Origin of the sequence: Flavobacterium sp. N2550, assembly GCF_025947265.1 — a bacterium.
Lineage (GTDB): Bacteria > Bacteroidota > Bacteroidia > Flavobacteriales > Flavobacteriaceae > Flavobacterium > Flavobacterium endophyticum.
Genome location: NZ_CP110007.1, coordinates 605,400 through 627,912, shown reverse-complemented (window position 1 = coordinate 627,912; position 22,513 = coordinate 605,400). Strand labels below are relative to the sequence as shown.

Annotated in this window: 14 protein-coding genes; 6 read left to right on the top strand and 8 right to left on the bottom strand. The window is 45.2% G+C overall.

Annotation, left to right across the window (positions count from 1 at the left end):
• Positions 1-131: 131 nt before the first annotated feature.
• The 6 genes from OLM56_RS02705 to OLM56_RS02680 all read right to left on the bottom strand — a co-directional run bounded on the left by OLM56_RS02705 (position 132) and on the right by OLM56_RS02680 (position 9,431).
• Positions 132-590 (bottom strand): hypothetical protein, encoded by a 459-nt coding sequence (locus tag OLM56_RS02705; protein ID WP_264528231.1) that lies wholly within the window; start codon positions 588-590, stop codon positions 132-134.
• A 99-nt stretch (positions 591-689) separates the two neighbouring features.
• Complete coding sequence (locus OLM56_RS02700) at positions 690-1,250, bottom strand: hypothetical protein (RefSeq protein ID WP_264528230.1); 561 nt, start codon at positions 1,248-1,250, stop codon at positions 690-692.
• The gene (locus OLM56_RS02695; RefSeq protein ID WP_264528229.1) at positions 1,247-2,386 is read right to left on the bottom strand and encodes an RHS repeat domain-containing protein; all 1,140 of its coding nucleotides are present in this window, start codon (positions 2,384-2,386) and stop codon (positions 1,247-1,249) included. The genes OLM56_RS02700 and OLM56_RS02695 overlap by 4 nt, the downstream gene beginning before the upstream one ends.
• Positions 2,387-2,753: 367 nt before the next feature.
• Complete coding sequence (locus tag OLM56_RS02690; RefSeq protein ID WP_264528228.1) at positions 2,754-2,894, bottom strand: hypothetical protein; 141 nt, start codon at positions 2,892-2,894, stop codon at positions 2,754-2,756.
• Between the two features lie 144 nt (positions 2,895-3,038).
• A complete protein-coding gene (locus OLM56_RS02685; protein ID WP_264528227.1) occupies positions 3,039-3,638 on the bottom strand; it encodes a hypothetical protein in 600 nt (199 codons plus the stop codon).
• Between the two features lie 9 nt (positions 3,639-3,647).
• Positions 3,648-9,431 (bottom strand): DUF6443 domain-containing protein, encoded by a 5,784-nt coding sequence (locus OLM56_RS02680; protein ID WP_264528226.1) that lies wholly within the window; start codon positions 9,429-9,431, stop codon positions 3,648-3,650.
• Between OLM56_RS02680 and OLM56_RS02675 the strand changes: the two genes are divergently transcribed.
• Positions 9,387-10,733: a hypothetical protein gene (locus OLM56_RS02675; protein WP_264528225.1), complete on the top strand. Its 1,347-nt coding sequence runs from the start codon at positions 9,387-9,389 to the stop codon at positions 10,731-10,733. The two genes, OLM56_RS02680 and OLM56_RS02675, sit on opposite strands and share 45 nt — an antisense overlap.
• 177 nt (positions 10,734-10,910) lie before the next feature.
• Here the strand turns inward: OLM56_RS02675 and OLM56_RS02670 are convergent, their stop codons facing one another.
• The gene (locus OLM56_RS02670; RefSeq protein ID WP_264528224.1) at positions 10,911-11,660 is read right to left on the bottom strand and encodes a hypothetical protein; all 750 of its coding nucleotides are present in this window, start codon (positions 11,658-11,660) and stop codon (positions 10,911-10,913) included.
• 438 nt (positions 11,661-12,098) lie between these two features.
• Between OLM56_RS02670 and OLM56_RS02665 the strand changes: the two genes are divergently transcribed.
• Both OLM56_RS02665 and OLM56_RS02660 read left to right on the top strand, forming a co-directional pair.
• The gene (locus OLM56_RS02665; protein ID WP_264528223.1) at positions 12,099-13,034 is read left to right on the top strand and encodes a PfkB family carbohydrate kinase; all 936 of its coding nucleotides are present in this window, start codon (positions 12,099-12,101) and stop codon (positions 13,032-13,034) included.
• Between the two features lie 182 nt (positions 13,035-13,216).
• The gene (locus tag OLM56_RS02660; RefSeq protein ID WP_121375523.1) at positions 13,217-15,115 is read left to right on the top strand and encodes an amidophosphoribosyltransferase; all 1,899 of its coding nucleotides are present in this window, start codon (positions 13,217-13,219) and stop codon (positions 15,113-15,115) included.
• A 470-nt stretch (positions 15,116-15,585) separates the two neighbouring features.
• Here the strand turns inward: OLM56_RS02660 and OLM56_RS02655 are convergent, their stop codons facing one another.
• The gene (locus OLM56_RS02655) at positions 15,586-16,194 is read right to left on the bottom strand and encodes a superoxide dismutase (protein WP_121375522.1); all 609 of its coding nucleotides are present in this window, start codon (positions 16,192-16,194) and stop codon (positions 15,586-15,588) included.
• Positions 16,195-16,445: 251 nt separating this feature from the next.
• On the opposite strand from OLM56_RS02655, the gene OLM56_RS02650 reads away from it, so the two are divergent.
• The 3 genes from OLM56_RS02650 (at position 16,446) to OLM56_RS02640 (ending at position 22,468) form a co-directional block, all read left to right on the top strand.
• On the top strand, positions 16,446-19,601 hold the full coding sequence (locus OLM56_RS02650) for a UvrD-helicase domain-containing protein (protein WP_264528222.1): 3,156 nt from the start codon (positions 16,446-16,448) through the stop codon (positions 19,599-19,601).
• A gap of 153 nt (positions 19,602-19,754) precedes the next feature.
• On the top strand, positions 19,755-20,948 hold the full coding sequence (gene kbl, locus OLM56_RS02645) for a glycine C-acetyltransferase (RefSeq protein WP_264528221.1): 1,194 nt from the start codon (positions 19,755-19,757) through the stop codon (positions 20,946-20,948).
• Between the two features lie 110 nt (positions 20,949-21,058).
• Positions 21,059-22,468 carry an OmpA family protein gene (locus OLM56_RS02640; RefSeq protein ID WP_121375519.1) on the top strand — a complete coding sequence of 470 codons (1,410 nt, stop codon included), beginning with the start codon at positions 21,059-21,061 and terminating at the stop codon, positions 22,466-22,468.
• Positions 22,469-22,513 lie beyond the last annotated feature (45 nt).

Sequence of the window (22,513 nt, the reverse complement as noted above, 5' to 3'; positions counted from 1 at the left end):
AATACAAAAATATATTAATAGTCTATCTAAACTCTTTTGGGATGTTTTTAAACTGTTCTTCTTTGTATCACTTTTCGGGTTTTTCCTTTGGTTCAACTGCTTTTTGGTATAACTCTCTCAAGTTTGTAAAACTACTCAACTATAATTTTTTTCTTGAAATAAATAATTGATGTAGTTTTTCTGTCTTCGCTACATCCGCTAACAACAATTTTTTTACCTTTTTTGATATCTATTAGAAATTTGTCACTATTGTTATTTCTAATTACTTCTAACATGATTTCCTTTTTTAAATCAAGATATATTTCTTTTCGGGTTTCAGATTTATTACTGTTGTATATGACAATTATTCCTTTATTTTTCCCTGTCGAATAATATTGAATATATATGTCTGTAACTCCTAAAGAATTTGATGTTAAATTAGTAATATTTATAATTTCTTGATCATTAATAAGAACTTTTAGAGTGTCATTTTCAAAGCAATCATGTATCCCGATATATAAGTCTGAATCATGGGTTGCCATTCTTCTTTCTATAGATTTGCATCCTAAGATAAAAAAGAAAAATAATGGCAAAAATAAAAATGTTCTCATCTCATCAGTATTTAATAAGTTTCTATACATTAAAGCTACTGCTATTGGGGAATGAGTTATGTCTTGTAAAAACACCTAATCTGATACATTACCCTTAACTTAGTTAAATGATTTAAAGAATTCTATTTCTTCCTTTGATAGTGGGGCAATATCTTTATACCTAGCTAATTGAGAAATATAGCAGTATTTCAATAATAAATAACCACTCTCATTCTCTAAATACCCTTTAAAAATATCCCTATAAAAACTAATCTCCTTTTTAGAATCTTTTGTTTTTATAAATGGAACGAAATAATACCCTTTTGAAGATTTAAATCTATCTAAAGCCCAATTAGTGTCAGTATTAATTCTAAAAAACTCATCAAGATACAAACTGATTGAAAACAAATCCCTATCATTAAGTCTTTCTAAACCGTACTGATGGATTTTCTCATCTAGTTTATCTAAAGTATGAACATCTTTATAATCTAATTGAATATCAAACTTTTTTTCCAATTCTTCTGCATAAAATCTAATTGTGTTTGGAATATCTGAAATTCTTTCTTGTTCGAGTTCTCTAATATCTTCTACATTCATAACTTGTTTATTATCTTCTTGGCTATAACTACAAAAAAAAGAAAGAAATAATATAAGTACCCATAATTTTTTAACTAAAATCATAGCTTAACAGGTTTTTTAAATTCATAAACTAAAGGATTTATAGGACCGGTTCGATAACCGAAATCAACTTGCATACTTCCATCTATCATCCTATACTGTGAAACCCAATGTTGAATTTGGACACCTTTTGCTTGTGCATAAACATAAACTTCTGCACTTACACTACTATTACTTGTTGTGACTAAGCATAAATGTGCTGCTCCAGTTTTAGTTGCTGAATTCTTAAATTCCTCATATATACCATCAATAAACCCTTTTATCTGTTTGTCTAGAGTTACATTTTTATTCCTAGCTTTAACTTCCCACCAAACAGATTTATTGTATCTGACAAGTCTAAGTTTCGAAAGATTAAAATGTAAAGCATCTGAATATGCATCGGGTCTAGACAAAGTTGAACGTCCAGTTACACCTTCAAAGTTTGCATCTTCTTCAAAATTAATCTCTCCAAATTTAATAAAAGCATCCTCAAACAGTTTTCCTGCGAAATCACCCATTTGTTTGTCGGGAACATTATATTTCTCTTTTACATAACTATTAAATGTATCAGCTGTTAATGGCATCCAATTAGACGATGATAAAGCCTCCTCTTCGGTTGAAACATCACCAGCTTGGGTTCTATACCCACCTTCATCCCAGTCATAATAAACATTTGCCGTCTGAGAACGTTCAGCTTTCATTCCATCAGGATCAACATTTATTATTGGATTATTATAACAATAGTTATATGGTGTCCATCTCTTCGATACTTCTGCCAAGGGGTCAATATTCATCCACCTTCCGATCGCAGGGTCATAATTTCTCGCGCCATAATCATACCAGTTCAGCCCCATCTCATCCTGGAACTCCTTGCCGTTATATTTATAATTATACACAAACTGCGGCACGGGATCGACAGCGGCGGCGGCAGCCATCAGCATAAGCCCAGGCCCAGGGTCCTTCTCCCTAAAGGCGAGCTGGTCCGAGTTGTAATTCGCATGCTTGAGCCCAAACGGATAGTAGTGGCTTTCCTCGATAATCTTAAGAACGTTCGGATTTTCCGGATCCTGCGCATAGCTCAGGCGGATGTTCCCCAGATGGTCCGTATAATTATATACATAGCTGTACGCAAAGCCCACCTTGAGCGCCGTGGCCTGCACATAGCCTTCCGCAGTTGGGAAGAACTTCAGTGCCGTCCCCTAGTAGTGGAATCCGCCCAGATAGTCCATCGACATGATGCCGACGCCTCCCGCCACGCTTCCCGAGCCATACGGGGCATCCTTGCGTACCTTCCTACCGTCTGCGGCATAAAGATACTTAATTTTCCCTCCTGCTAAATTAGATAGATTATCATTTCATGACCTAATTTGATACACTAAGTCGTGTTCAGTTTGATTGGTGCGCTGTTGCAGATGGTTCTGGCGTTGGTTCTGATTATTTTCGTTGGTATCAGATGGATTTGGAAAAGGTTCTAAAATAAAAAGACAGCCCTAAGCTGTCTTTAATAATTCAAAATCACAACACGCCTTAATCCTTAGGCTTATGAACGTGAGGCTTTAAATCAGGATGCTTAGGTTTGTTAGGAGGTGTAACACGTCTTCTCTCATCTGGTGTTCCATCTTTTTTGTCTGGTTTTGGACCAGGTTTGATAGCTTGGATTGTTTCCATAAATGCTTGTTTATTTAATGATTAATAATGTGGCGTACTTCACCAAAGCAAAACTAGTCATTCGCCGATTCTGATATTTATGGGTTTCCGTAACATCTGACAATTATTCATAAAAAAAACCACTCTTTTGAGTGGTTTTTAACGTTAGTTAATTTTATTCCAAACGTTCTTGTTTTTCCAGAATCGGACATCATCAATATTATATTCGAAACCAGCTTCTTTAACTGCAGAATATTCTTCGAAAAATAATTGTTTTAATCTGAGCTTAGCTTCATCTATATTTTCGTATTTAGCAGTTGTAATCCTAAAAAAATTATCTATTATTAAGCTGTCTTTTTTTCTAATACCTATATAAGCTTTTCCTGTGTAATGATAACCATTATAAGATAATTTTTCATTTTGATTTAAAGATTCTACATCCTTCTCTGTCCAATTTATAGGATATGTTTTTTTGTTTTCTTTTTTATCAATAATGAAAAAAGCAAGCCTATCAAAATTTGGACTGTATAAGATACTATCAATGATAACTTCTGTAGAATCATCATATGCTTTAGAAAAATATCCACCTCGGTGATTTCTAATTTCTTCCTTGATTAAGTTTACCAAATTAAGACTATCGCTAGAATATATTCTTTTTGGCACATTCACTTTGGAAATAAATTCCTTAGGCGTCTTTTCAAAAGACTTATTTTGACAACTGGCAAACTGAAATGACAGTATCATTATTAGAATTATTTTTTTCATATATGTTTTTTATTTACAAGTTGTACATTGCCATTCTGAACCATTCCATTTATAAGTGCCTTCTTGAAGATTGCTAATACTGCTAAAAAAAGTTGTAATACTATGGTCACCTTTTTCTTCATAATAATCATCAACACCTTCTTGTTTTTGCTCAGCCAAATTACCTAAATGGGTGAATTGTTGAGTGAAAATATCCTTATCAGCTTTTAGACTGCCAGCTTGGAATGGGTCAAAATCTGCAACTAAAGTAATTTTAACTTGCGCTTGTTGCTCTTTGGGAAGAGTTTTTATATATTCCTTAAGGGCTTTAACATATCCTTTACCATAAGAACCTCCCATACTATGTGTAATGATTTTAATGGTTTCCACAATTTCACCTGTAGTTTTATCTCTTGCAAGATTAGCAATTATTGACTTTGCATCTTTTTTTCCTTGGTCATAGCCTCCCTGTATCCTGTTCGCACTTGAAAGATTTATTCTAGATTGATTTGTTTCCCAAAGAGTATTATTAAATCCTCCCATCGCTCCATCCTTATAAAGTGCATTCCTATCACCCAATTGCGACATTACCTCTGAATCGAATTGATGTGATACAGTTTGGACACTTCTCATATATCCATATGCGCTAGGATAATATTTTTCTTCTACTGTACTATGTCTCCAATAGTCAGATTTTCCACCATCACCAGTATGCTGTCCATTTATAAATATAACTACATTCCCATCAGGGTCGATAGCTTGGACAGGTGTGTTTAAAGCATATACATAAGATGATTTATCAAAATATAATTCAGATAAGTTATCCATTGTTTGCCACCTGCCAATTGCAGGGTCATAATTCCTAGCTCCATAATCGTAAAGGTTAAGCCCCAGCTCGTCCTGGAACTCCTTGCCGTTGTACTTATAATTATACACAAACTGCGGCCCCGGATTGACAGGAGCTGCGGCAGCCATCAGCACAAGTCCCGGTCCCGGGTCCTTCTCCCTAAAGCCGAGCTGGTCCGAGTTATAATTGGCATGCTTGAGCCCGAACGGATAGTAGTGGCTTTCCTCGATGATCTTAAGAACGTTCGGATTTTCCGGATCCTGCGCATAGCTCAGCCGGATATTTCCCAGATGGTCCGTATAGTTGTATACGTAGCTGTACTGGGTTCCGGTCTTCTGCACATAGCCTTCGGTGGTAGGGAAAAACTTCAGCGTCGTGCCCTGGTAATGGAATCCGCCGAGATAGTCCATAGACATCGTGCTGATTCCCCCTACGGCTGAGCCGTCCAGATACGGAGCGTCCTTGCGTACCTTCCTTCCGTCTGCGGCATAAAGATACTCAATTTTCCAAGATGGCGAGCCGAATACGATTTTTACAGGCAGGTTCAGGTGGTTATAGGTGATGGATGTGATGCCCTTGTTCTGGTCGGAAGTCAGGTTCCCGAAGCCGTCATAGGCATAGTCATCATCAGGATCCGTGATTCCGTCGCTGTCGTCGTCAAAGCCCTGCGGGCTGTTGTAAGTATCGAGTACCTTGCGCAGCTGGTTCGGCTTCTGCGTATCGTAGGTATAGGAGAGCACGTCGATGCCCTGTGCGGCGATATGCGAGTCGCTGCCCCCGTTTCGGTTCAGCGATCGGATGTTCCCGTTCTTGTCATACAGGATGTCCTCGTTATACGAATGCGTGGCCTGCCCGTTCTTCTGGTAGAAGGCCCTGTTCAGGCGGTTCAGGGCATCGTAGGCATAATCGTAGCTTCTCAGGTGGCTGTCGCTTGCCGTCTTCCAGAAGGTCTCCGCGATGTTGCCGTTATACAGGGGCTTTACCTCATAGCCGGTGGTGTTTTCGACCTGTCCGTAGTTGATCTTGAAGGAGAACAGGTCCAGCGGCGCCCCGGCCTGGGTAAGCGAGCCGGTATCGTTGATGGCCTTGAGCCACCCGCGTACGGTATAGGCATAGTCGACTTTCTGGAAGGCAGCATTCCCGGTCAGGTCGGCACCGCCGACTTTTTTGGAAACCAGCTGCCCGCGCTCGTCATACTCGTTCTTGGCCAGCAGCTCGGTAGGGTTGCTGTTGATCGTGTGCGTATGGGTAAGCAGTCGGTCCTGGTCGCTATACGTAAAATCCTCGCGTACGGTCATCACGGCGCCTGTTACCGCCCTTCTGTGCGTAGCCACGGTATAGAGCGTCTTTCCGGAAAAGTCGAGCTTGCTGTCGGCCTGTGTATAGCCGCCGAGGTAGTTGTCGGTCCATGTGCGGATCGGCCGTGCCTTGTGGTCATAGAGCATATAGGAAGTCTCTCCTTTTACCAGCGCAGATGTTTCCAGTATCCTGGTCCAGGTTCCCGTCGGCAGTCCTGTAGGCTTTACGGTAAGGTTATAGTAGACGGCCTGCCCTTCTACATCAGAAAAAGAAGCAGGAGCCGCAATATAGTCGTAATCGTCATAATAGCTCACGGTGAGCACATGCCATCCCGTTCCCGTAGGCCATGCCGTGTTGGTATAGCGGAAGGCCACCCCGTTTACCCTCGTGCTTGAGGCCGATTTGGCCTCGCTCAGGTTGCTGACCTGTGCATCGCGAGCCGCCTGCAGGGTGGCACGTTCGGCACTGGTCACGGTGGCCGGCATCCATCCGGTATAGGCAACACGATTGAAGGCATCGTATTTGGTAAAGAGCCATCCCGTGCCCGTCAGGTTGCTGAAAGGCGAGAGCGCCGGGCCTGTAGCGATGACGCGGTCTAAATTGTCATACACGATAAGCTCCCAGTCCTTGCCAGGCAGTTTCTTTTCTACGAGCCTGTTGCGCTTGTCGTAGCGGTACTGGTAGCACAGCCCGTCAAGATCCTGCGTGCTGCCGCTGCCGTCAGATAATGGGGGCAGCACAAAGCTCAGGTTGCCGAAGGGGTCGTATACATAATAGGTGTCGTGCCAGCCCTCGCTCGGATTGCCGTTGACGATGGAAGAGCCGAAGGTGCGCTTCAATACGACCCTTCCTTCCTTGTCCTTGAATTCCTGCACCGTATGGCTGTTGCCGGAAGCCGGCGCCCAGTTCTCGTCCTTGGTGACGGTCTTGTAGAGCTCTCCGATGGTGTAATTGCCCTGCTGCGAGAGCGTAGCCGGATAATAGCCGTTGGTTAGGGTTCCAGCCAATGCTTTATAATATTTTACCTCGTCGGTAGCATTGGCCAGATAGTCCGTCGTTACCTCATGCCCCAATCCCATGGCCCAGGCATCGCCGGGCGCGGCCTGCTTTAGCACGCGGTTCAGCGGAGACGCCTCGAAGAGCTTCTCGCTGAACGGGTTGGCAGTCGTCTCGAATCCTCCCACGGCAGGCGAAGGCACGCTGGCATAGTAGGACAGGGCTGCATTCTCCGCATTGCTATCATAGGCCAGCGAGGCAGACGTGGTCGGGTAGGGCAGGTATTCCTTGGCCTGCCTTCCGAGCGCATCGTAGACGATAGGCGTCACTAGGTCCTTGCCGGTACCCGACTGTCGGTGGGCGCGCTGCTGTATCGGCCTCCCCAGCCCGTCAAAATAGGCAATGCTCTGTATGGCCTGTGCCGCTGTGGGCATAGGCAGGCTTGAGGCCGTCTCGATCTTATAGGTGGCTGTCTCGATATAGTTTTGGTCGGTAAGCGATGTCCTGTAATGGTACTTGTTTTCGGAAAGCAGCTTGCCGTTGCGGTCTTTGGCCGACGCGAGCCTGCCGAAGCCGTCGTAGCCGTAGTAGGCTCGGTCGCCCTTCGGGTCGATTACGGCCGATACCCCCACAAGCGGCCTGAAGGCATAGCCGGTCATCTGTCCTCCTGAAGCTGTTGCGGCAATACGCAGGTCTTCCAGTGCCGAGAGCAGGGAAGCCTCAGCGGAATTGTCATAAGGCACGGCATTGGAGGCATTCTGTACAGCTGTTATAAGCCCTGCAGGCAACGAGGCATAGGCCATGTCGTCGATCTTGGCTACCGGCTGGGTCTTATTGTAGCCCCACACGTAGGATACCTTCATTCCGTTTTCCTGCTGCACCTCCAGCGGATGGCCGTACGCGTCATAGCTGTTATAGCGTATCTTGGTTTCCAGCGCATTCGCGCCCTTGGAAGCCTGCACGGTCTGCGGCAGCCAGGAAGCGTTTCCGGCAAAGGAGTTGGAATAGCCTATCTTGGTGCTGGAGAGCAGCTCAGAGTTGCGGTAGCTGTCGATCCTTTCGATTTCCGAGATGCGGTTCTGCGAGTAGGGCGAGTTGCCGGTATGGTAAAAGAAATCAGTCTTCAGAACTTCACCCGTCCTAAGGGTTGTCGTCAGCGAGTCGATCTTCTTGTTTAGTGCATTGTACGAATAGCTTTCAGCCGTTTTTACCTCGGTGGATGCCGTACCGAAAAATTGCTTGGTAGTCTTCCCGATAAGCTTTGTCCAGCCATAGGCCTCATGGATGGCCTTATAGCCGATAAAGCTGGAGGACGGGCCGCAGATCCACAAGCACTGCCCATAAGGAGCGATTGTACACTGCTGCATCCAATATAAGTAATTGTCGTAGGTGCTGAACTTAAAGCTGGTCGGGCATCCGGCCCCGCTATAAAACGGGCGTATGCCGATAAGTGTCCTGTCGTGCGCCTCGTCCACCGTCTCGTAGGCATATTCCGTACGCGCGAGTATCTTGGAGGCATTGTCAAAGACCTCTTCCTTGCTCAGCTGGCCGCGCCTGTGGTCGAGGTTTTCGCTCGGAAAGAAAGGATAGGTAATGCTATACGCTTCCTCATCTTCGGGTACGTCGATCGGCGAGATATAGGTGTATTCCGTCCTTCCGTTGCCGGTCTCGCTCACGGTCGTATTCTGGTAGCCTATATCAGAGCCCTTGGTACGCTGTGCCTGCAGGCTGTTAAAGTCCGTAAAATAGCGGTAGAGGATAGGGAGCTCATATTCGATACAGGGATTTCCGCCGTGAGCACAGGTAAATTCGATAAAATGGGTCTTCTGGTGCGTATAGTCAAACAAGGGCACGCCAAAGGCCAGCGATCCGCTGCTCTTGGCCGACTGCGCAAACGAGCGGTAATTGTATTTTTTCTCTTTGGCAGGAGTAAATCCTGTCGGGCTGTCGTAATAATTCTGGGGCACGTTGCCTTCGGTAAAAAAGCCGATACGGCCTATCCTGACGCCTCCACCGAACAGGTACTGCTTGTTGGCTCCAGAACTTATCTTATAATGGGCCGTGATGTCTGCAGTAAAAGGAGTCCTGAAATTATCATCGACGCTGCTGAAATTGACGCTATAGGTCCCAGCGGGAAGATAGACCGCAAATGCGGTCGGAGGAGGCTCGTTTTCCATAGGCACATAGCTCAACATGGCGACTTCTTGGTTGGAAGCATTGAATAGCCTGAACCTCCAGTCCGAGATCGGATCGGGAGTAGTAACATAGGTGTCGAATATGACCTGCTGTGCCGTCGCAATCGTAAAGAAGGCCTGCTTTACATCGATTACGGTCAATACCTTCTGTGCAGACTGTGCGGTCCAGTTCAGCGGGTTGCCGCTGAAATCGGTTACCGGCGTATCGCCTATATAAGAATATTCGTTCGATTCAAAATCGAACAATAGAGACCCTCCTGTAGGAAGGCTCATCTTCTGCAGGATGTCATAGGTGCAGTAGGCAGGGCTGGTCTCCCTGTAGCCTGCGCCTGCAATCCCGTCAGGAATCAGCGTGAAATAGCCCCACAGGTCTTTTCCGAAAGTGCCGTATCCCGGATATCCCTGCTTGTAGGACAGCCTATAGGTCTGTTTTTGGGCGTCCTTGAAGTTGCTTTCTACAACGCTGTCCAGAAACATGCGGGTGTTGCTGACCAGGGTGGCCTCATAACTGTGGAACAGCTCGATTTTTTTGATGCTGTCATTGGCCCATGTCTTGGTCCTGATGCTCCTGATACGGTAGGCACTGGCCGAGGCGCTCTGGTCGAGCCTGCCTTTCTGGTAGTCCAGATAGATCCTGGCCATGCCGTCTACGTCGATGCGCTGTACCTTCTTGCTGAGCGTCCGCTGGGTTGCGGTCGAGATGTTTTCCCGCGGCTCCAGCTTTTTGTTCTGGTTCTGCATCGAAAAATCGGACTGGCCTATAAAACTGTTGATGATATCGGAAGGATTGGTGTCTACCATCGTAGCAGTCGTATGGCTGATGCTGACAGATACCTCTTCCATAGGCTTGCTGGAGTCGTTATAGTTGTAGGTGATGACGGGCTGGTTGTTGTTGTCCACTATCTGGCGCAGCTGGAAGGCGCTGATATAGCTCACGGTAGGCTGGGTGCTGTCCAAGGTCTCGTCGGCTACCCCGTAGTAAGTGGCGGTATTGGCCGTAGAGCTCTGCGTCATCTCGGCAATATCAAATACATACCTGTATCCCTTGTCATCATAGATGGTAAATCCCGTAGGCGCAAAGGTGCCCGTGTCATACGTATTGACGATCTTCAGGTTGCTGGACAGGTCCTGTATCGCGGCTTCCAGCTGCCCCGAGGCATTCTTTCGGATGATAAACCTTCCCGAATGGCCCATGAAGTTGAACTGCCACAGGTCGTGCTCGGTATCGTAGATGCCCTTTTCCTGCGCGTTCCAGAAAAACTCGTTCCATTTAGTGCCGTCAGAAGAAGGCTGTCCGGTACGCCCGATCAGCTCATAATACGGATTCGGGAACGGATTGCCCGAAGCCTCGGTACGGTAGATGCCCGATTTTTTTCCGATAACCAGGTATTCGTCCGGGATGCCGCGTACGGTACGGGACACGGTCCCGCCCACAAACAGGCTCCACCCGAGGCCGGCATCGCTGGCAGTCTCGCTGGCGGCGGCAGAAGCGGGGTGGTATTTCAGCGAGATATCCAGGCCGATGTCTTTCGAGCGGGTCGGCGTGCTGAATATCGGGATGCTGATATCCGGCGTTCCGGTATAGTTGTCTACCGGCACTTCCTCGAATTTCATCAGCGCCGCCGCGGTCGGAGACGGGGGAAGTATCGTGGGCATCTCGCTTTTGATTTCAGGATTCTGGGCATAGAGAGCGCCTGCCGAGAGCAGGATGCAGCACAGCGCGGCCAAAAGGCGCGCCTTGGAGGGTTGGAGGAGGGTCATGTGCTTGTCTTTTATTAAGTTATGGCTTGTTAAATCGTCTTTAATATAACGGCAAAGAAATAAATTTATGATAGAATTATATAACAAATGATAAGAAAAAATATAGAAAAAGAATAAATAAGTAAAAGTGAAACGAAAAGGGATGCCAGAAAAAGCCCCTGCTAGCAGGGGCTTTTAAAAACAATGTCCTAAAGGCTAGGCCGTTTCCAGTACGTGCAGCACATTATGCGACCCGTTTTTTAACGGATACTGCACCCCGTTGACCTCTTGAAAAAACTCAATCAGCAGCAGGTAGAGCAGCACGCCATTGCCCGCAGGCAGGCCCGGCGGCTCCAGCGAAAAATTAGCCGCTTCTGGTGCCAGCGCCGCGTTCTGGATCTCGCTGGCAGAAAGGCCATACGTCTTGCCGTCCAGGTCGATCTGCAGCACGGCTGCCTGCATCGAATAATGCGTAGCGCCGCTCGGGCTGCTCAAATGCTCAGACGCTTTAAAGCCGCTAAAGCTGATGGCGCCAGTGGCCGTATCCAGCGCTTTGTCCGAACGCAGCACGCTGTCCATAGTGGCCTTGCCGTTAAAGTCAAACCCCTTTAGCAACGATTTTCCCTGTGCGGTTTCCAATCCCTTCGCTACGCTGCGCTGTCCGCGCGGCGACACTAAGTCGTTGTTTTTCACCTTAGAGAGCACGCTGGTCAGGCGGCTCGTAAGCTTGCCGTCTTTCGCTCTAGAAATCAAGCTGCCTGCAGCCTGGCGGAATAACTTTCCTGCCGTGGCACATTCCCCAAATTCCGAAACATTCTCGCGTGTTCGGATAAAAGCAGGATCATGCAAGATCCTGTTGCGGCTTACGCCGCCTTTCTTGCGCACGCGGTATCCGTCCGTGCTTTTGTAAAACGTTAGGCTCTCTAACGTACCCTCGATCTTTAAGATCCCATCTTGTTTTGCCATGATAAAATAAATTAAATGTTAGAAGACAAACGTATAAAATATAAGAATATAATCCAAATAATTATAATATTATTTTCATATAAAAAGAAGATTTAAGTCAAAATAGCTGTAAATAAAGCGATTTATGAAATAGTATTTAATAGAAAATATTCTAATAATCATAAAGTGGTTTTTTACGGCTTGCTATACCGTTACTCCATAGATACTCCACGGATACTCCATAGATAGTCCATGTAGAGTCCATGTCAAGGACAGCGAAAACCAAATTGTGGCGATACGGTGTTTCGGCTTCCTGACAATTCGGGCGCTTGCTAAAGAATGCAGTAGTCATAAGTAGCTAAAATACAAGCGGCTATCTTAATAAAACTTTGTGAAGCACGGGCGTTGCAAGTTTGCAAGTTATAAAGTATCTTTGCGCCTTAATTCGAAAATCTAAAGATGAATAAATTATTGATTGTTGGAACGGTAGCTTTCGACGCTATAGAAACCCCTTTCGGAAAGACAGATAAGATTTTAGGCGGTGCCGCGACATACATCGGATTGTCTGCCTCATTCTTCAACCTTAAATCTGCCATAGTTTCTGTTGTGGGCGACGACTTCCCTCAAGAATATTTAGATCTATTAAAAGACAGAAACATCGATATCTCAGGACTAGAAATCGTAAAAGGCGGCAAGACCTTCTTCTGGAGCGGACGCTACCACAACGACCTGAACTCCAGAGACACCCTAGATACGCAGCTCAATACATTGGCCGATTTCCAGCCAAAAGTACCGCAAGAGTACAAAGACGCCGATGTCGTGATGCTGGGTAACCTGCACCCGCTAGTGCAAGCCAGCGTTTTAGACCAGATGGAAAAAGAGCCGAAATTAGTAGTGCTAGACACCATGAACTTTTGGATGGACTGTGCGCTTCCAGAACTGCTAGACGTCATCAAGCGCGTTGATGTCATTACCATAAACGACGAAGAGGCACGCCAGTTGACAGGAGAATACTCTCTAGTAAAAGCAGCCGCAAAAATCCACACTATGGGGCCAGAATACGTGGTCATCAAAAAAGGAGAACACGGAGCCCTATTGTTCCACGGAAAAGAAATTTTCTTTGCGCCGGCCCTGCCGCTCGAAGAAGTTTTTGACCCGACCGGAGCAGGAGATACCTTTGCAGGCGGTTTTGCAGGATTCATCGCGCAAAGCGAAAACGTATCCTTCAAGAACATGAAAAACGCAATCATCTACGGTTCCAACCTCGCTTCATTCTGCGTAGAAAAATTCGGGACAGAAAGAATGGTCGGACTCGAAAAAGCCGCAGTGCACGAAAGGCTGCAGCAATTCAAAGCCCTGACCCAGTTTGATATCGTAGTAGAAAATAACGGATAAGACCGAAGCCTCATGATGGGGCTTTTTTTAATCCATAAACACACCTTGTATACGCCATAGAACAGACAAGCTGTCAGAGAAAAGGCCCTTAAAAAAGAAGCCCGACCCCTGATCGTTCAACAAAAAGTACTTCGGTACAAAAATTGCTTTAATAACACAACAACTACAACAACACAACAACAATGAGCGACGCTTTAAAACACGAGTGTGGTATTGCCCTTTTAAGACTTAAGAAGCCGTTAGAATTCTACAAAGAAAAATACGGTTCCGCATTTTACGGAGTACAGAAGATGTACCTCCTCATGGAAAAACAACACAATAGAGGGCAAGATGGAGCCGGATTTGCCAGCATCAAGCTCGATGTAGAGCCGGGCGAAAGATACATCAGCCGCGTGCGTTCCAACGACCCGCAGCCGATCCAAGACGTTTTTGCCCAGATCAATGCCCGCATCAACGAAGAGCTGTCGCAGCACCCAGAATATGCCGACAGCGTTGAACTTCAGAAAAAAAACATACCCTACATAGGCGAACTCTTCCTGGGCCACGTGCGCTACGGAACGTTCGGAAAAAACAGCATCGAAAGCGTACACCCTTTCTTGCGCCAGAACAACTGGATGCACAGGAACCTTATCGTTGCCGGAAACTTCAACATGACCAACGTAAAAGAACTTTTCGACAGTCTTGTAGAACTCGGGCAGCACCCTAAAGAAATGGCAGACACCGTGACCGTAATGGAAAAGATAGGCCATTTTCTAGACGATGAAGTTACCGGATTGTACCAAGACTGCAAAAACGAAGGCTTTTCTAAAAGAGACGCCTCTCCGGTCATTGCAGAACGCCTCGATGTCGCAAAAATACTCCGCAGGGCCTCAAAAGGCTGGGACGGCGGGTATGCCATGGCAGGACTATTCGGACACGGAGATGCCTTTGTCTTTAGAGATCCGGCAGGAATCCGTCCGGCCTATTTCTACGAAGACGATGAGATTACCGTAGTAGCTTCAGAAAGACCCGTTATCCAGACCGTATTCAACGTGCCGTTCGAAAAAGTACAAGAACTCGATCCGGGCCACGCTCTGATCATCAAGAAAAACGGAAAAGTATCCAAAGAAGAAATCATAACGCCAACCGTAAAAAAAGCTTGCTCGTTCGAAAGGATTTATTTCTCTCGCGGTAGCGATGCCGAAATCTACCAAGAAAGAAAAGATTTAGGAAAGCTGATTCTTCCGGCCGTATTAGACGCTATTGACCAAGACACAGACAACACCGTTTTCTCTTACATCCCGAACACGGCAGAAACCTCCTTTTACGGAATGGTCGAAGCTGCTCAGGATTTTCTTAACCAGAGAAAAAACAACTACATACTCGAAAACAGGAACACGCTCACCAAAGAAACCCTGCAGCAATTGCTCGAGGTAAAGATCCGTACCGAAAAAGTAGCCATCAAAGATGCCAAGCTTCGTACCTTCATTACCGAAGACAGCAGCCGCGACGATTTGGTAGCCCATGTCTACGACGTGACCTATGGCGTAATCAAGCCGACCGACAACCTCGTCATCATTGACGACAGTATCGTAAGAGGAACTACGCTCAAGAAAAGCATCATCAAGATGATGGACAGGCTCAATCCTAAAAAGATCGTCATCGTTTCCTCCGCACCGCAGATCCGCTACCCAGACTGCTACGGAATCGACATGGCCAAGCTCGAAGGACTCGTAGCCTTCCAAGCTGCTTTAGAACTATTAAAAGAAAGAAACCTCTACCACATCGTAGACCAGGTCTATGCCAAATGCAAGGCGCAAGAAAATTTCAAAGACAGCGAAGTAGTCAACTATGTCAATGAAATCTATGCCCCGTTCCAGCCACAAGAAATCTCAGACAAGATTGCCGTGATGCTGAGTTCAGAAGGCATCAAGGCCGAAGTCAAGATCATCTTCCAGACCGTAGAAAACCTCCACGCCGCCTGTCCAAAAAACCTAGGCGACTGGTATTTTACAGGAGAGTATCCGACGCCGGGAGGAAACAGAGTAGTCAACAGGGCTTTTATGAACTTCTACGAAGGAAAAGACTCAAGAGCCTATTAAAAAAACACAAGATGTTGCAGTTGGTCGACTTTATGAAATAGTTCGTCTATTTAATTTTGTCGGTTAGCGCAAAATATAGTATATTTGGGGTACCATAGCATTAGTAGGTTAAGTTTATGGTAGATTTGGGGCAAAAAGGGTGGAAGAAATTCCGCCTTTTTTATTTTTAACCCTTTGGCAGCAACGCCTGCCGTGTTCCCTCCGAATCCATTTTCAAGCCGTTTGGCACTCCCGTCAAGGCCCATTTCCGCACTTTATCGATTATTTTATTCGTTCAACAGAAATAGTTGCACGGCAACAAGCACACCACTACATTTGGAGAACCATAGCATTAGTAGGTTAAGTTTATGGTAGATTTGGGGCAAAAAGGGTGGAAGCAATTCCACCTTTTTTATTTTACGGCGCTGTGAAAAGCACAAAAAAAAGCGTCCCAAACAATCAGGACGCTTTTTCGCTTAAGGGGGAAAATACTATTTCTCCAAAGCATATCTTCTCGAAACCTCTTCCCAATTAATCACATTGAAAAAAGCCTCGATATAGTCAGGTCTTCTATTTTGGTAATTCAAATAATACGCATGCTCCCAAACATCCATCCCTAAGATCGGAGTACCGCCGCAGCCCACATCCGGCATCAAAGGATTATCCTGGTTAGGCGTGCCGCAAACCTCTAGCTTGCCGCCCTTGTGAACGCAAAGCCAAGCCCATCCAGAACCAAACTGCGTAGCGCCCGCCTTAGAAAACTTAGCCTTGAACTCCTCAAAAGTTCCAAAGTCTCTCTCGATAGCATCCAAAAGATCCCCTTTAGGAAGTCCGCCGCCAGTAGGAGACATCACCTTCCAAAACAAGTTGTGGTTGTAGAACCCGCCCCCGTTATTGCGGACAGCAGCATTCTTTTTGTCAAGATTGATAAGGATATTTTCGATAGTCAAGCCATCTAGATCAGTGCCCTGAATAGCCGCGTTCAAGTTGGTTGTGTAAGCATTATGGTGCTTTGAATGATGAATTTCCATTGTTCTAGCATCAATGTGAGGTTCCAGTGCATCATAAGCATACGGTAATTTTGGTAATTCAAAAGCCATAGTATGTATTTTTATTCAGATTAATAAATATTTTATTCAAAATTAAACATTTAACTTTGGAATAAGAAATACTATTTTGTTATAATTACATTAAAGAAAATGATAATACCCCAAAAAAACAAAAGAAATGTGAAAAGCCAATACGGCAACTATCAGAAAATAAGCTAAGTAAACAATACGAGCCAATACCAAAACAATAAGACCCATAACAACGCTCCTTAACTATTGCAAACAAATTTGTTTATCGCCTAATGCACAAGACCGCATTCACATTATACGACGCCTCTGCCGGCTCAGGAAAGACCTTTACTCTCGTAAAAGAATACCTGAAGATACTCCTCATGTCTTCCAAAAACGACGCCTACAGGAACATCCTTGCTATCACCTTTACCAACAAGGCCGTAGGCGAGATGAAAAGCCGTATCGTCACCAGCCTCTCCGAATTCGCCAAAGACGACCCCAGTCCCAAAGCCATGGAGCTCATGCTGGCCATACAGCAAGAAACCGCCCTCAATCCCATAGCAATAAAAACAAAGGCCAGGCAGATCATAAAGAACATCATCCACAACTACGCCTCCTTTGACATTTCGACCATAGATAAGTTCACCCACAAAGTCATCCGCGCCTTTGCCCATGACCTCGGCCTGCCCATCACCTTCGACGTATCCCTGGAGACCGACAACCTGCTGGCAGAAGCCGTAGATGCCATCATTGCCCAAGCCGGAGAAGAAGAAACCCTGACCAAGCTCCTTGTAGACTTTACGATGGAAAAGACCGACGATGACAAAAGCTGGGACATCACCCGCGAAATCCTCGACACCGGAAGGCTCCTTCTCAACGAAAACAACCGAAACGAGATCGTCCACTTCCAAGACAAGACGATAACCGAATTCGTGGCCATAAAAAAGAAAATCCAGGAAGCCGTAAAAGAACTCGAAACCCAATGCGTAGGCTGGGCCGAAGAAGCCCTGTCTAAGATAGCCGCGGCCGGCATAGACGAAAAATCCTTTTCTGGAGGCTATTTTCCAAAACACCTGTTAAGCATCAAAGAAAGAAAATTCAATCCCAAAAACAAGACCTACCACGAAGCAGACGACATCAAAATCAACAAGACCGCCAAAGACAAAGACACCATCGAAGCCCTAATTCCAGAGCTGCTCTCGATACTCGGCTGCGTATACAAAAACCAAGAAAAGATAGCCTTTTACAGCGCCTTCCTAAAAAACATTACGCCCCTGTCGTTGCTCAATACCGTAAGCCAAGAACTCACAAAAATCCAAAAAGAACAAAACATCCTTTCCATTTCAGAGTTCAACGCCATCATCCACAAAGAAATCCAAAACCAGCCCGCTCCCTTCATCTACGAAAGGCTGGGCGAAAAATACAAGCACTTTTTTATAGACGAGTTTCAGGACACTTCCGAAATGCAGTGGCAGAACCTCATTCCGCTCATCGACAACGCCCTTTCCAGCGAAGACCTTGAAGGCGAAAGAGGCTCGCTCATGATTGTTGGCGACCCGAAACAATCCATCTACCGCTGGCGCGGCGGAAAGGCAGAACAATTTATAGAGCTCGGCAAAGAACACAATCCGTTCAACAATCCCGACAAAAGAATCGAGCATCTCGACAAGAATTTCAGGAGCTACTCCCAGATCATCCAGTTTAACAACCAGTTTTTCAAGATGCTCTCCGGCCAGTTCACCGACCCCGATTACAAAGACCTCTATGAAAACCACAGCCACCAAAAGCCCAATTCAAAAACAGGCGGCTACGTCAATATCTCCTTCATTCCCAAGATAGAAAAAGCGGAAGGCGAGGAAGAAGAAGCTCCAGACAAGACCCGCCAATTTGTACTGGCTACCTTAGATGCCATCCGCAAGTCGGTAGCACGAGGCTTCGAATACAAAGACATTGCCATCCTGACGCGCAAGCGCGACCAAGGAATTGCCGTTGCCAACTACCTGACGCAGCAAGGCGTGCCCATCCTCTCGTCAGAAACCCTGATGATCGAGAATGCTACCGAAGTCATCTTTATACTGAACGTGCTCCGCTACCTCAAAAACAGCAGCAGCCTTGAGGCAAAAGCCTACCTGTTGCACTACATAGGCGAATACGTGCAGCAAGAACTTCCCGTCCACGACTTTATTTTTCAAGGGATGGAAAAAAGAGAAGAAAAAGAATTCGAAAGCTGGCTCACCACATTCGACATTTCCCTGTCGTTTCAGAACCTCAGGAGAAAATCGCTCTATGAAGCCGTAGAAAGCATCGTTTCTAAATTTATCAACCTCAAGCAGAACAATGCCTACATCCAATATTTCCTAGACCTGGTGCTCGAAAGAGACATCAAGAACCAAGCAGGAATCACCGATTTTCTTTCCTATTGGGAGAAAAACGGACACAAGTTCAGCATTCCCTCTCCCGACGGAAAAAATGCCGTGCGCATCATGACCATCCACAAATCCAAAGGGCTGGAATTTCCGGTAGTCATCATGCCCTTTGCCGAAGAAGACTATTCCCGAAAGCCCAAAGACAAGCTCTGGCTCGACAGCGAAGAAAACATTTCAGAACTGCCGCGTGTCCTTATCGACAACAACAGCTCCGTCGAAGGCTTTGGAGAAGAAGCCTCCTTTGTCTACCAGCAGAAAAAACAAGAAGACCTGCTCGACAACGTCAACGTACTTTACGTAGCCCTGACCCGTGCCGAAGAACAGCTCTATATCATCTCGAGCATGAACCTTTCGGCAAAAGGAGAGCTGCCAAAGAACAACATGGCCACGTTTTTTATCAACTACCTAGAGAACTACGCCGATTTTGAAGTCGACAAGCTCGAATACGAAATCGGAAGCCCCGAAAAGCTGTCGCCAGAAAATGCGATGACCGAAGAAGCACAGAAAGTACCTTTCGTACAGCACGTCCTAGACCCAAAAGCCATCAAGATTGCCCAGCGCGAATCCCTCATGTGGGGAACGCACCAGCAGAAAGCCATCGAATACGGAAACGTAGTCCATGAAATACTATCCTATATAGAAACCAGTTCCGATGTAGAGCTCGCCCTAGCCAAGGCCGTTGAAAACGGACTGATCGTCGCAGCGCAGAAAGAAGAAGTAACGCAGACCATCCTGCATATCCTCAACCATCCCGAGCTTTCCGACTATTTCTCTGAAGGCCACAAAGTGATGAACGAGCAGACCATCATCCAAAAAGAAGGCACGCCGATCAAGCCCGACCGCATGGTCATGGCAAAAGACAAGCAGGTCTATCTGCTCGATTACAAAACCGGAATGCACAACCAAAAATACCAGCAGCAGCTTGAAGCCTATCAGCAGGCCATCGAGAAAATGGGCTTCCAGGTAGTCAAAAAAGCGCTCGTATATATCGGGGAAGAAGTAAATGTAGTAAATTTGTAAAGTTAGAAAGACATGAAGTCGAAAGTCAGAAAGTCAGAAAGTCAGAAAGTCAGAAAGTCAGAAAGTCAAAAGTCATAAAGTTATAAAGTCGAAAGTCAAAAGGTAAGATAAGCCTAAAATCATAAATCATAAATCCAAAATCATAAATCCAAAATGTACGGAAAAATAAAAGAACACCTTCAGTCGGAATTGCAAACCATAGAAGACAATGGTATTTTCAAGAAAGAAAGAATAATTACCTCGCCGCAAGGAGCAGAAATCACGATCTCAACAGGAGAAACCGTCCTGAACTTCTGCGCCAATAACTACCTTGGGCTGTCTTCGCACCCAGAAGTCGTACAGGCTGCAAAAGATGCTTTAGATACCCACGGTTTCGGAATGTCGTCCGTTCGTTTTATCTGCGGTACCCAAGACATCCACAAGACCCTAGAGAAAAAAATAGCCGATTTCTACGGAACGGAAGACACGATCCTATACGCCGCTGCCTTTGATGCCAACGGCGGTGTCTTTGAGCCGCTGTTTGGCGAAAACGACGCCATTATCTCCGATTCCCTAAACCATGCCTCTATTATCGATGGGGTCCGTCTGTGCAAGGCTGCCCGCTACCGTTATGAAAACAGCAACATGGAAGACCTAGAGCAGCAGCTCATCAAGGCAAACGAAGCCGGACATCGTTTCAAGATTATCGTGACCGACGGAGTCTTTTCTATGGACGGATTGGTAGCGCCGCTAGACAAGATTTGCGACCTCGCAGACAAATACGACGCCCTAGTAATGGTAGACGAATGCCATGCCGCAGGATTTATCGGAGCCACTGGAAAAGGGACCTTAGAAGCCAAAGGCGTTATGGGTAGAGTCGATATCATTACCGGAACCCTAGGAAAAGCCCTGGGCGGTGCAATGGGAGGCTATACGACAGCAAAAAAAGAAATTATTGAACTGTTGCGCCAGCGTTCAAGACCGTACTTGTTTTCAAACTCGTTAGCACCGTCGATTGTTGGAGCTTCCATCAAAGTTTTTGAGCTTTTAGAAAGAGATACCGTCTTGAGAGATAAGCTAGAATGGAACACCAACTACTTCAAAAAAGGAATGAAGGAAGCAGGATTTGATATCATCGATGGAGACTCTGCTATCGTTCCCGTGATGCTTTATGATGCCAAATTATCACAAAATATGGCTAACGAATTGTTAAAAGAAGGCATTTATGTAATAGGATTTTTCTTTCCAGTTGTTCCAAAAGACAAAGCAAGGATAAGAGTACAGCTTTCAGCAGCACATTCGAAGGAACACTTAGACGCTGCTATTCAGGCATTTACGACTGCAGGAAAAAGGTTAAACGTAATCTGAATTAACATTTAACTAAATTTGAGTTAATTTTTTAACATAAATCTTTGTAATTACCTTTTAACATATTACTTTTGTCTTAATTAACGTATTGTAATCTAATAAAATTAAGTATGAAACATCTAAACAAAATTTTTGCTGCTATGTTGTTAGCTGTAGGCTTAAATGCCACTGCACAGGATAGCGACAATCCATGGGCTATTTCCTTTGGAGCTAATGCTGTAGATACAAGATTTAGTGCAGCTAAGAAATTTGAAGATCAGTTTTCGAATTTTTTTAATGCAAAAGACAACTGGAACATCTTGCCTTCAGTTTCTTATTTGAATGTATCTAGACACATAGGTTCTGATTTCTCTTTTGGAGTTACAGGGTCTATTAACAAGATTGATAAGTTTGTGAATAAAGTTCCTGGTACTTTAAGCACTTTTGAATCAACTAATCCAGGGGATTTGACGTACTACGCTGTAGATGGTATCATCAAATATAGCCTTATGAACCTAATCGGTTCTAAAGTTATCGATCCTTATGCTCACGTTGGTGGAGGTTATACTTTCTTCGGAGACGCTAGCTACGGAACAGTGAATGGTGGTTTAGGTTTGACTTTCTGGTTTACAGAAACTGTAGGTCTTACACTTCAATCTACTTACAAACATTCATTCGACGAAAACTTGAGACGTCCAAACGGAGATGTTCCTTCTCACATGCAGCACTTTGCTGGTCTTACTTTCAAATTTGGAGGAAAAGATACAGATGGTGACGGAATCTACGATAAAGATGACGCTTGTCCAGATATCGCTGGTCTAAAACAATTCCAAGGATGTCCTGATACTGACGGAGACGGAATTCCAGACAAAGATGACGCTTGTCCAGATGTTGCTGGTTTAGCTGCTTTCCAAGGATGTCCTGATACTGACGGTGACGGAATCGCTGATAAAGATGATGCTTGTCCAAACGAAGCGGGTACTAAAGCTATGAACGGATGTCCAGACAGAGACGGTGACGGTGTTGCTGACAATGTTGACAAATGTCCAGATACTAAAGGTCCAAAAGAAAATGGTGGATGCCCTTGGCCAGATAGAGATGGTGACGGAGTTTTCGATAAAGATGACAGATGTCCAGACGTGAAAGGTACTGTTGCTAACAACGGTTGTCCAGAAATCACTGAAGAGCAAGTTAACAAATTGAACGCTTACGCTAAAACTATCTTGTTCAACAGCGGTAAAGCTACTTTCAAACCAGAAACTATGCCAGTATTGGAAGCTATCAACGCTATCCTTAAAGAATACCCAACTTCAAGATTCTCTATTGAAGGTCACACTGATAGCGACGGTTCTAACGCGTTAAACCAAACGCTTTCTGAAAACAGAGCTGCAGCAGTTAAAAACTTCTTGATTGAAAACGGAATCGAATCTTCTAGATTGAGATCTACAGGTTTCGGTGAAACTAAACCAATCGATACTAACAAAACTGCTAAAGGTAAAGCTAACAACAGAAGAGTTGAAGTGAAATTGATCAAAGATTAATTTTATCCTAAAATAAGTTTTAAAAACGCCTCGATTTATCGGGGC